This window comes from Paludibacillus litoralis, from assembly GCF_037646705.1.
Lineage (GTDB): Bacteria > Pseudomonadota > Alphaproteobacteria > Rhodobacterales > Rhodobacteraceae > Pikeienuella > Pikeienuella litoralis.
Map to the genome: position 1 here is coordinate 53,042 of NZ_JBBHER010000013.1, position 10,200 is coordinate 63,241.

11 protein-coding genes are annotated in these 10,200 nt (G+C 69.1%); all 11 read right to left on the reverse strand.

What is annotated here, in order from left to right; translation table 11 throughout:
• Positions 1-55: 55 nt before the first annotated feature.
• Positions 56-955: a F0F1 ATP synthase subunit gamma gene (locus tag WG921_RS17670; protein WP_340110584.1), complete on the reverse strand. Its 900-nt coding sequence runs from the start codon at positions 953-955 to the stop codon at positions 56-58.
• A complete protein-coding gene (locus WG921_RS17675) occupies positions 939-2,474 on the reverse strand; it encodes a F0F1 ATP synthase subunit alpha (RefSeq protein ID WP_340110585.1) in 1,536 nt (511 codons plus the stop codon). The genes WG921_RS17670 and WG921_RS17675 overlap by 17 nt, the downstream gene beginning before the upstream one ends.
• Positions 2,464-3,234, reverse strand: a complete 771-nt coding sequence (locus WG921_RS17680; RefSeq protein WP_340110586.1) for a F0F1 ATP synthase subunit B family protein — start codon at positions 3,232-3,234, stop codon at positions 2,464-2,466. Before WG921_RS17680 ends, WG921_RS17675 begins: the two co-directional genes overlap by 11 nt.
• A 2-nt stretch (positions 3,235-3,236) precedes the next feature.
• On the reverse strand, positions 3,237-3,527 hold the full coding sequence (locus WG921_RS17685; protein ID WP_340110587.1) for a F0F1 ATP synthase subunit C: 291 nt from the start codon (positions 3,525-3,527) through the stop codon (positions 3,237-3,239).
• Positions 3,524-4,225 carry a F0F1 ATP synthase subunit A gene (locus tag WG921_RS17690; protein WP_340110588.1) on the reverse strand — a complete coding sequence of 234 codons (702 nt, stop codon included), beginning with the start codon at positions 4,223-4,225 and terminating at the stop codon, positions 3,524-3,526. Before WG921_RS17690 ends, WG921_RS17685 begins: the two co-directional genes overlap by 4 nt.
• Entirely contained in the window at positions 4,225-4,518 is a 294-nt protein-coding gene (locus tag WG921_RS17695) for an ATP synthase subunit I (protein ID WP_340110589.1), read from the reverse strand. The genes WG921_RS17690 and WG921_RS17695 overlap by 1 nt, the downstream gene beginning before the upstream one ends.
• A complete protein-coding gene (locus WG921_RS17700; protein ID WP_340110590.1) occupies positions 4,515-4,802 on the reverse strand; it encodes an AtpZ/AtpI family protein in 288 nt (95 codons plus the stop codon). The genes WG921_RS17695 and WG921_RS17700 overlap by 4 nt, the downstream gene beginning before the upstream one ends.
• Positions 4,799-5,209 (reverse strand): ATPase, encoded by a 411-nt coding sequence (locus WG921_RS17705; RefSeq protein ID WP_340110591.1) that lies wholly within the window; start codon positions 5,207-5,209, stop codon positions 4,799-4,801. Before WG921_RS17705 ends, WG921_RS17700 begins: the two co-directional genes overlap by 4 nt.
• Positions 5,206-6,591: a F0F1 ATP synthase subunit beta gene (gene atpD, locus WG921_RS17710; protein ID WP_340110592.1), complete on the reverse strand. Its 1,386-nt coding sequence runs from the start codon at positions 6,589-6,591 to the stop codon at positions 5,206-5,208. The genes WG921_RS17705 and atpD overlap by 4 nt, the downstream gene beginning before the upstream one ends.
• Positions 6,588-8,507, reverse strand: a complete 1,920-nt coding sequence (ftsH, locus tag WG921_RS17715; RefSeq protein ID WP_340110593.1) for an ATP-dependent zinc metalloprotease FtsH — start codon at positions 8,505-8,507, stop codon at positions 6,588-6,590. The genes atpD and ftsH overlap by 4 nt, the downstream gene beginning before the upstream one ends.
• A gap of 88 nt (positions 8,508-8,595) precedes the next feature.
• On the reverse strand, positions 8,596-9,780 hold the full coding sequence (locus tag WG921_RS17720; protein ID WP_340110594.1) for an acetate/propionate family kinase: 1,185 nt from the start codon (positions 9,778-9,780) through the stop codon (positions 8,596-8,598).
• Positions 9,781-10,200 lie beyond the last annotated feature (420 nt).

The following is a 10,200-nucleotide window of genomic DNA, read 5'->3' on the forward strand; positions in this document are numbered from 1 at the left end:
GCGGCGGCGCGGGCGTATGCTTGGCGGTCCAAGCGCGGTTCACGTCCGCCCCGCGTCATTTCTTGCGTTTCTCGCGCTTGTTGCGATCCTTCAGCGCCTCGAATCCGGTGATCACGTCCAACAGTTCGGTGGTGATCTCGCTCTGACGGACCGACCGCGCCTCGGCCGTCAGTTCTTCAAGTTGATCATCGACGGATTGCTCGGCCTGCTGCATCCGCGCAAGCCGTGCGGCGTTCTCCGTCACCAGCGCCTCGGCGGCGGCGCGAAAAAGGTCGGCGAAGAGATAACTCCGGATCAACGCCGCGAGAATCTGCTCCGGCGGCTGCCTGAAAAGCGGCAGGCTGCGCGAGGTCCAGGGGCGCTTGGAAAGCGTCTCGATCATGGCCGGATCGAGCGGCAGCAGACATTTCGCCTCCGGCGTCTGCCGACCATGAGCGGCGCGCCGCATGAACACCAGAGTCACGATGATCCCGCCCGATCTGGCGGAGCGCCGGAACCCGTCGAGCCGGGTGATCAGCGCGCTCGCCAGACGCGCGAGCCCGTCCGCAGTGGCGGGCGGCAACAACGTCGCCTCGGGCGGGGCGCCGGCTCCGGTCAACGCGTCCTCCATCTGCGCGCCGACGCAGATCAACCGGGTGGTTTTCGGAGCATCCATGATCCGCAGGGCTTCGGCGGCGAGCATCTCGTTGTAATTGCCGCAAAGCCCATGGTCGGAGCCGAAGGCGATGACGACCGGCGTCGCGCCGGCCTCCGCCTCGACCGGCAGCGGGCCGTGGCGATGCAGGAACGCGTGAAACCCGTCGAGCACGGTTTCCCGATACGCCTCGATGGCGTGGGCGGCCTGTTCATAGGGGCGGGCGTTGATCGCCGACATGGTTTTCATCGTGCGCACGATGCCGCGGATGCTGCGCATCGTCTCGGTGCGATGGGTCAGAAGCTCAAGCGTCTGCGCCATTTGTCCCGGCCTCTTCCGCAATCGCCTGGCGCGCGGCGGCGATGATCCGCTCACGGTCCTCGTCGCTGATCTCCGCGTCTCCCGCGATCAACGCGGCGAGCCCGTGATCGTCGGCCCGGATCGCGGCGCGGATGGCCTCCATCGCTGCGCCGGCTCGCGCCTCGTCGAGATCGTCGAGCAGCCCCTCCATCGCGGCGACCAGAACCGCGAGTTGCTCCGCGCCCGGCATCGGATCGCGCTCGGGCTGGCGGAGAGCCGCGCGGACGGCGGCGCCGCGCGCCAATCTGGTTCGCGTCGCCTGGTCCAGCCGGGTGCCGAACCGGGCGAATTCCTCCAGCTCCTCGAATTGCGACAGCGTCACCCTCAGGTTCCCCGCGACCTCGCGGAAGGCCCGCGCCTGCGCCTTGCCGCCGACGCGGCTGACCGACACGCCGAGATCGACGGCGGGAAACTGGTTCCGCCGCACGAGGCGCGGAGAGAGATAGATCTGGCCGTCGGTGATCGAGATCAGGTTGGTCGGGATATAGGCGGAGAGATTCTCGGCCTGGGTCTCGACCACCGGCAGCGCCGTGATCGAGCCGCCGCCCGCGGCGGCGGTGAACTGGCCGGCGCGCTCCAGAAGCCGCGCGTGCACATAAAAGATGTCGCCCGGAAACGCCTCGCGCCCGGGCGGCCGGCGCAAGAGAAGCGAAAGCTCGCGATACGAGTGCGCATGATGGGTGAGATCGTCCATCACCACCAGCACATCGCGCCCCTTGGCGGCGAAGCTCTCGGCCACCGACATGGCGGCGTAGGGCGCGATATAGCAGAGGCCCGGCGCGTCCTCGTCGCCTGCGGCGATGATCACGCTCCGATCCGTCATGCCGCCGTCGCGGATTGCGCCGATCACCTTGGCCACCGCGTCGCCGCGCTGGCCGATGGCGCAATAGATGCAGATGACACCGGTCTCGCGCTGGTTGAGGATCGTATCGACCGCGATCGAGGTCTTGCCGGTCTGCCGGTCGCCGATGATCAACTCGCGCTGACCGAGGCCCACCGGCACCGCGGCGTCGATCGCCTTCAGCCCGGTCGCCAGCGGCCGCTTGATGGCGGAGCGGCGCAGGATGCCCGGCGCCTCGGCCTCGATCGGGCGCGGGGTGGCCGCGTTCACCGGTCCGCGCTCGTCAAGCGGCCGGCCCAGCGCATCGACGACCCGGCCGAGCAGCGCCGGGCCGACGGGGACGCTGACCACCTGGCCGGTTCGGCGCACATCCTCGCCCTGAGCGACCTTTTCCGAAGGGCCGAGCAGCACCACGCCCAACCGGTCCGGCTCCAGATCGAAGACGATTCCGCGGACCCCGGACGCGAACTCCAGAAGCTCGTCCGACAGCGCCCGCGCCAGACCGGTGACGATGGCGACGCCGTCGCCCACCTCGGCGACGCGGCCGATCTCGCTGACCTGCGGCGCGGGAGGCGGGCTGTCCAGCAACGCCTGCACCAGATCGCTTGTGGTGCGGGCCGCCTCGGCGTCATGCGGCATCGGTCAGTCCTTTCTTCGCCACGGGCCGCCCGGTCTGTTCCTCCAGCACCGCGTCGAGGCCGTCGAGATAACTGTCCACCGTCCAGGCGACCTGCGCGCCGCCGAGCCTGAGGGTGAGGCCGGGCGGAAGCGAGGGATCGGACTCGAAACGCAGGGTGAAGCCGGGAAGCGCCGCGGCGACCCCTTTCTCAAGGCGCGCGCATGCTTCGGCCGGCAGCGGAGCGCTGGTCAGGACGACCGCTTCGCGGCTGTCGCCGGCCGCGGCGCGGAGCTCTTCTGCGACCTCGCCGAGCCGGGCGATGGTGTGGGCGACGATCTGGCGCTCCAGCGTCTCGTCGGCAAGATCCGACAGCGCCTTGCGGGTGAGGGAGAGCAACGCCTTGGCGCCGCTCCGATGCAGATCGGCGGTGTATTTGCGCGCCTCCTCGGCGCGCTGCGCCTCGCGCTCGGCCTGTTCTCTGGCGAGACGCGCGCGCGCTTCCGCCAAAAGGGCGCTGCGTTCGGCCTCGGCCGCGGCGCGGGCCTCCTCCAGCGCCCCGGCGCGGCTGGCGCGGAGCGCGGCGATCTCGGCCTCATGCTTCGCCGCCGCGGCTTCGGCGGTCTCGCGGATCGTCGCGGCTTCGGCCATCCGCTCGGCGATCTCGCTCTCTCGCGCGTCGATCCCGTCGAGGATCGGGCGATAGAGGAACCGCTTCAGCAGCCAGATCAGCGCCAGAAAGTTGACGATCTGCGCGCCGACCGTGATCCAGTCGATCGACATCTCTAGCCGCCCGGGTTCTGCGCCACCGCTTCAAGCGCCGCGTTCCAGAACGGATTGGCGAAGAGCAGGATCATGGCGACGACGAAACAGTAGATCGCGGTGGATTCGATCATCGCGAGGCTGACGAAGAGCGTGCGCGACAGGGTGGGGGCCGCATCGGGCTGCTGCGCGATGGCGTTGAGCGCCGTCGCCGCCGCGCGGCCCTCGCCGAGCGCCGGGCCGAGCGCGCCGAAGGATACGGTGAGCCCCGCCGTGAAGATCGAGATGGCGGCGATGATGGAGAGATCAGTCATGTCCGGTCCTTTGCGGTTTCAGTGTCGTCAGACGGCGGCGGAGCCGTGGCCGACGAGATGTAGACGGTGGCGAGAATAGCGAAGATGTAGGCCTGAATGACGCCGGTCAGCAGGCCGAGCATGTCCATCGCCACCGGGAAGAAGAACGGCGCGACTCCGAGCAGGATCGCCGCGATGACCGCGCCGCTCATGATATTTCCGTAAAGCCGGATCGCCAGCGAGACGCCGCGCGAGAATTCGCTGATGATGTTGAAGGGCAGCATGAAGACCGTCGGCTCCATGTAGCTGTGGAGATGGCCGCGAAGGCCGCGACTGCCGACGCCGAACAGCGGAACCGCCACCAGAACCGCCAGCGCCAGCGCCGCCGTGGTCGAGAGCGATGCGGTCGGCGGATCGAAGCCCGGGACCACCGTCAGCAGATTCGAGGTCACGATGAACAGGAACAGCGTGCCGCTGAAGTACAGCAGCCGCCGGTCCGGGCGCTGCGTGATTTCGGCGATCTGGCTCTGGATCAGGCCGACGATGACTTCGAGCGTGGTGCGCCAGCGGTTGGGCGGCACATCCGGGCGCAGGTTGCGGGTGATCAGGGCCGACGCGCCGGTCAGCAGCGCCATGATGATCCAGGTGTTGAAGATCGTCTTGTTGACGGCGAAAGCGCCGATCGCGAAAACGATGCTGTCGTCCGGGGTCAGTTCCATCAGCGGCCCTCCGTTCCGGCGCTCGGGCGCGTGATCGCGGTCGCGGTGAAGCGCGCCGCGACGAAGGCCAGCGCGAAGCCGGCCAGCGCGGTCAGTCCTTGCCCGGCGATCAGCCAGCCGACGCCGAGCAGGACCCCGATCCGCAGCGCGGCGCTCATCAGCAGCACCGGCGCCGGGCGGGCCGCGCGCAGCGCGAGCCGTATTCCCCAGGCGAGCCCGGTGAAGAACAGCGCGCCCACGAGCGCCCCGACGATCAGCCCCAGCCCGAGGGAGGTCCAGTCGATGGCGATCATTTCTCGTCTCCTTCCTTGCCGATCCAGGCCCAGGCGACCAGCGCGCCGACGACCACGCCGCCGAGAATGAGCGCGACGGTCCAGGAGAACGCCTGCGGCGCCGCATGGTCGAGCCACAGCCCCAGCGCCGCTCCGCCCACGGTCGGCACGGCGATCGACCAGCCGATCACGCCGAAGGCGCCGATGCCGCGCAGCGGGCTCGGGCCGGGATTGTCGCGCGCTTCCTTCATCCGGCGGGCGTGGCCGCCGATATCCTCGCTCGACCTGTCGCGCTCCTCGGTCATGGGCGCGGCCTCCTGAGGGCGGCGAAACGATGCACCATATCCGCCTCGAGCCGGGAGAGGGCCGCCCGCGCCGCCCGCTCGTCATCCTCCAGTCCGGCGAAACTGTCGCCGACGGTCTCGCGCAAGCTCTCGAGATCGTCGCTCTCCACGCCGCGGCGCACCGCGATCCGCACGTCGTGGCCCTTCTTGACCAGGAGTCCCACGTCGACGCCGAAAACCCGCTCGCGCCCGTCCGGCTGCGTGACCAGCAGCACCGACGGCGCCAGCTCGGTGACGAAATCCGCATGATTGGGCAGGATGCCGAACGCGCCGTCCGGCGCCGACCCGTTCAGGCGGATCGCCGGCCCTTCGAAAAGGAGGCGGATGGGCAGCCGAAGGCTGACCCGCATTTCAGCGGCCATGCTCATGCCGACGCCTCGAGGTCGGAGAGGCCGCCGATCATGTAATAGGCGCTTTCCGGCAGGTCGAACCTGGTCTGTGCGAGGATGGCCTCGCACCCGTCCAGCGTCTCGGCGATCGGCACCAGCCTGCCGGTGGTTCCGGCCGAGGCGCTCACGGTGAAGAAGGGCTGGGTCAGGAAGCGCTCGAGCCGGCGGGCGCGCGCGACGATGGCGCGGTCATGGGCCGAGAGCTCCTCGATCCCGAGCATCGCGATGATGTCGCGCAGCTCCTCATATTCCGCGAGCGTCCGGCGCACGGCGCGGGCGATATCGTAATGGCGCTGCCCGACCACGGCCGGCGTCAGCATGACCGAGGCCGAGGCCAGCGGGTCGACCGCCGGATAAAGCCCCTCGCTCGCGCGCTTTCGCGACAGTACGACCGAAGCCGAGAGATGCGAAAAGATATGCGCCGCCGCCGGGTCGGTGAAATCGTCGGCGGGAACGTAGACCGCCTGGATCGAGGTGATCGAGCCCTTGCGGGTCGAGGAGATCCGCTCCTGCAGCGCCGCGAGCTCGGTCGCCAGCGTCGGCTGATAGCCGACGCGCGACGGCATCCGGCCGAGAAGCCCCGAAACCTCCGATCCCGCCTGGACGAACCGGAAGATGTTGTCGATCAGGAGCAGCACGTCCTGTTCGCGGTCGTCGCGGAAGTATTCGGCCATGGTCAGGGCCGAATTGCCGACCAGAAAGCGCACGCCCGGGGCTTCGTTCATCTGGCCGAACAGCATGACCATCTTGTCGCGGACGCCCGCCTCGCCCATCTCCCGCCAGAGCTCCTCCGCCTCGCGGGATCGCTCGCCGATGCCGCAGAACAGGCTGACGCCCTGATGGTGCGAGACGGTGTTGTGGATCAATTCGCTCAGGAGCACAGTCTTGCCGACCCCGGCGCCGCCGAACAGGCCGGTCTTGCCGCCGCGCTCGATCGGCGACAGAAGGTCGATCGCCTTGATCCCGGTCTCCAGCACCTCGGCGCGGAGGCTCCGCTCCGACAGCGGCGGCGGCGGCTGGTGGATCGGGCGACGCGCGGCCGCGACCGGCGGCGGCAGCCCGTCGAGCGGGGCGCCGAACATGTCCAGCATCCGCCCCAGCACCGCCTCGCCCACCGGGACCTCGATGCCGGCGCCGCTGGCCGAGACCGGAACGCCCAGCCCGAGCCCGCGCACCGGCCCGAGCGCGATGCAGCGCACGACGCCGTCGCCGATCAGCGACGCGACCTCCATGGCGACGTCGCTGGCGCGCACCAGCGCGTTGATCCGCGGAACGCCGCCGGTGAAAGCGACATCCACGACGCCGCCGCGAATGGCGACGACAGTTCCGGCTCCCTCGCCCGTTTCGGCCCGATCCTTCATGCGCCGCTCAGCCTCTCTTCGCCGCCGGCGCCGGAATTCGTGACCGGCGCCGGCTGATCGGCTCCGGTCTGGGCGGCCTTCGCGTCCCTCCCGGAGTCGGCGGCGGGGCGGCGCAGATCCGCCGTGAGGTCCCGCAGGGCGGCTTCGTCCAGGGTCTCGGCCTCCAGCAGGCGCTCGGCGGCGCGGTCGAGGAGATCGCGATTGTCGGTCAGGATCGCCAGCGCCTCGTCGAACACCTCATGCAGGATCTTCCGAACCGAGACGTCCAGCGCCTCGGCGGTGGCCTCGCTGTAGCTGCGCTCGATATAGCGATGGGTCTGCTCGCCCAGAAAGCCGGGCCTGTCGCTGTCGTAGCTGACATTGCCGAGCGCGGCGTCCATGCCGTAGCGCGCCACCATGGACCGGGCGATGTCGGTCGCGCGCACCAGATCGTCCGCCGCGCCTGTCGACAGATGATCGAACACCAGCTTTTCTGCCGCCCGCCCGCCAAGCAGGACCGCGATCTTGTTGCGAAGCTCGGTCTCCGTCATCAGAAACCGATCCTCGGTCGGCCGCTGGATCGTATAGCCGAGCGCGCCGACGCCGCGCGGGATGATCGACACCTTGTGCACCGCATCCATGCCCGGCAGCGCCATGCCGACCAGCGCATGCCCCATTTCGTGGAACGCCACGATCCGCCGCTCCTTCGGATTGATCAGCCGGTTGCGCTTCTCCAGCCCGGCCACGATCCGCTCGATGGCGCGGGTGAAATCCTCCATCCCGACCGCCGACGCGCGCCGCCTCGTGGCCAGAAGCGCCGACTCGTTGACGAGATTGGCGAGATCGGCGCCGGAGAATCCGGTGGTCATCTGCGCCACCTGTTCGAGATCCACATCCTTGGCGAGGGTGATCTTCCTGACGTGGACGTTCAGGATCTGCACGCGTCCGGGGCGGTCGGGCCTGTCAACCAGCACCTGCCGGTCGAAGCGCCCGGCGCGCAAGAGCGCGGGGTCGAGGATCTCCGGCCGGTTGGTCGCGGCCAGCAGCACCACGCCCTCGGTCGGGTCGAACCCGTCGAGCTCCGAGAGCAGCTGGTTCAGCGTCTGCTCACGCTCATCGTTGCCGCCCTGGATCGCGCCGGCGTTGCGGGCCCGGCCGAGCGCGTCAAGCTCGTCGATGAAGATGATCGCGGGCGCGGCCTTGCGGGCCTGCTCGAACAGGTCCCGGACCCGCGCGGCGCCGACGCCGACGAACATCTCGACGAATTCCGACCCTGAAATCGAATAGAACGGCGTCCCCGCCTGACCCGCCACCGCGCGCGCCAGAAGCGTCTTGCCGGTGCCGGGCGGCCCGACCAGCAGGATGCCCTTCGGCATCCGCGCGCCGAGGCTGCCATAGCCCTTCGGGTCCTTCAGGAAATCGATGACCTCCTGCAACTCGGCCTTGGCCTCGTCCACGCCCGCGACGTCGTCGAACGTCACCTTGGTGTCGCTCTCCACGTAGATCTTGGCCTTGCTCTTGCCGATGGACATGAAGCCGCCCATGCCCTGCTTGTTGGCGATCCCGCGGATCAGGAACATCCAGACGCCGAGGAACAGCAGCATCGGCAGAACCCAGGACAGCAGCGCCGCGACCCAGGTGTTCTCGACCGCGCCGGAATAGATGACGCCCGCCTTCTCCAGCCGGTCCGCAAGGTCGAGCGGAACCGGCGTGGTGACGAAACCGGTCTTGCCATCCTTCGGCGTCTTGAAAACGCCGCGGATGGAGTCGCCGCCGACCGTGACCTCGGAGACGGCGCCCTGATCGAGATAGGTCTCGAACTGGCTGTAGGGGATCGCCTCGATGGTCTGGTTCCGCTCCCAGAGGTCTTGCAGGAACAACACGCCGAGGATGGCGAGGAATATGTACCAGCCGTTGATCTGCGTCTTGCGGTTCATGGCTTTCCTCCGTTTCATGGGCGCCGGTCGGCCGGCGCCGCGAGGCGGCGGGCCATGGACGCGCGCTCGCAGATCTTGCGCCGGGCGGTCATATCGAAGCGGCCATGTCGATTGTGGCGCGGGCGATCACCGCCTCTTCATCGGTCGGGAGCACCAGCACATCGACCGCTGAGCGCGCCGAACTGATGCGGCGCGCGCCGGCGGCGTTGGCGGCGGCGTCCAGCTCCACGCCGAGCCAGCCCATCCGCTCGCAGATCAGCCGGCGGACCTCGGCCGAATTCTCGCCAATTCCGGCGGTGAAGACCAGCGCGTCGAGCCCGCCATTCTCGGCCGACAGCGCGCCGAGGACGCTCGCCGCGCGGTAGCAGAACAGCTCGATCGCCTCGCGGGCGTGGGGGTCGTCGCTCTCCTCCAGAACCCGCATGTTGTTGCTGATCCCGGACACGCCGAGAAGGCCGGACTGGTTGTAGAGCAGATCGCCGACCTCCGCCGCGCTCATCCCGTCGTTCTCGATCAGATGCAGCACGACGGCGGGGTCCAGCGATCCGCAGCGCCGCCCCATCATCAGCCCGTCGAGCGCGGCGAACCCCATGCTGGTCGCCACGCTTTTCCGCTCCTTCAGCGCGCACATGCTGGCCCCATTGCCGAGATGCGCGACGACGACGCGGCCATCGGCGCGCGCGCCGAGATGATCCGGCAGCGTCCCGGCGATGTATTCATAGGAAAGCCCGTGAAACCCGTAGCGGATGATCCCCTGGTCGGTCAGCGCGCGCGGCAGAGCGAATGTCCGGGCGAGCCGGCCCTGCGTGCGGTGAAAACTGGTGTCGAAACAGACGATCTGCGGCAAATCCGGCCTCCGCGCCGCGACCGCCCGGACCGCGGCGAGGTTCTGCGGCTGATGGAGCGGCGCCAGCGGCGTCAGCTTGTCGAGCGCGGCGAGAACCTCTTCATCGACCCTGGCCGGCTCATGAAACTCGCGGCCGCCATGGACGACCCTGTGCCCCACCGCGACCAGCGCGCCCCCGCCCTGATGCGCCTCCAGCCAGTCCAGCAGCAGCGCGACGAGGGCCTCGTGGCTGGCGTCGCCCGCAATCTCCGCCAGGCCCGCCTTCTCCAACGCGTCGCCGTCCGGCCCCTGCGCCGTGAAGACCGGCGCGCGCCCGATGCCGGCGATCTTGCCCCGGATCAGCGCCGTCGCTCCGGGGCGGCGGGGAAAGAGGCCGAACTTCAAGCTTGAAGAGCCGGCGTTGAGGGTCAGAACAAGATCGCTCATATGACGGTTTTCCGTATGTGATGGATATGAAGCCGCGCCATGACCCCGTCCGCGCGGCGGGTCGGAACGCTCGGCGCGCGCGCGATTCCGGTTCGCGCGAGATGAACCCGTCGTCTGGCGATCATGTCGCCCGCCTCCATGCCCTGGCCGCGACCATCCCGATGTCCCTGGCTTTCAGAATATGGATCGACCCGGCGCCGCCGCCGAATCCGTTCTCGTCGAATGTCCGGTTCTCGATCAACTTCAAGGCGCTGCCCTCTGATTTTCGGCGCTCTCTCCGGCGCCGCCCCTATGACGCCCCGGGCGCCTTATTTCTGGAGGACGTAGGTTCCCGGGGCTTTTGCGAGGGGTTTTTTCCCTTTTCGTCCGATCGGGGGCGGGTCGACGGGGGCGCCGGAGCGCGCGGCGAGCCATTCGGTC